Here is a 645-nt window from a genome sequence, read left to right as displayed (position 1 = left end):
GATCCCGCTGCGCCCGATCGACGTGCCCGCCGGCCGCACGCTGCAGGTCTGGACCCTGTGGGATCGCGACATCGGCCCGAAGTCCATCGGTCTCACCGGACAGTCGCGGACATTGCAGCTCGATCTGGAAGCATTGCCGGATACTGTGGCAGATCAGTTGTTCGAGATCACGCTGGAGCCAGAAGGCGGCTCGCCGATCGGAAGACCGACGGGGCCGATCCTGTTCAAGGGCAATGCGGCAAGGGCGTTGTAAGTCCGAGGGGCCATCTTTATTGCGCCGGTGAAGCCGGGACAGATGAACGCCCGATCGCGCCTGTAGACGTTGGATCTGAGAGCGGCGGCCCTGCCTTTGCCGGCTTTGGCTTTGTGAGTGCGAACATGGTGCGCGGAAACAAGGAGGCTGTGAATTTGCCAGGAGGCTTCGTGTATGCATTGTTGGTAAAGAGATCGGTTTTCTCAACCGCGTACCTCAGAACCAGCTTGCATTCCTGCTCGTTCAGGATCGCGAGGCACGACCGGCCGATCAATCGGCTTACAACATAGAAATGAGGTCGATAGGCTTCAACCTTCACCGGCACTTGGTACATGAAGTGGATAAACGCCCTGAGATTAGCAGGTTCTGCATTCCCTTCTTGAGCCATATAG

The 645-nt window shown here is 58.1% G+C and carries 2 protein-coding genes; one reads left to right on the top strand and one right to left on the bottom strand.

The features are described from left to right. Positions 1-253, top strand: a 253-nt coding sequence (locus AC1DS5_RS25140) for an anti-sigma factor domain-containing protein (protein ID WP_477720967.1), incomplete at its 5' end; no start/stop codon positions are given. 16 nt (positions 254-269) lie between these two features. Here AC1DS5_RS25140 and AC1DS5_RS25135 read toward each other — a convergent pair. Continuing rightward, positions 270-645, bottom strand: a 376-nt coding sequence (locus tag AC1DS5_RS25135) for a hypothetical protein (protein ID WP_477720966.1), incomplete at its 5' end; no start/stop codon positions are given.

Source organism: Polaromonas sp. P4_H1, from assembly GCF_056400945.1.
Note: the sequence above shows the minus strand (reverse complement) of the source record. Positions and strands in the feature narration are given on the sequence as shown.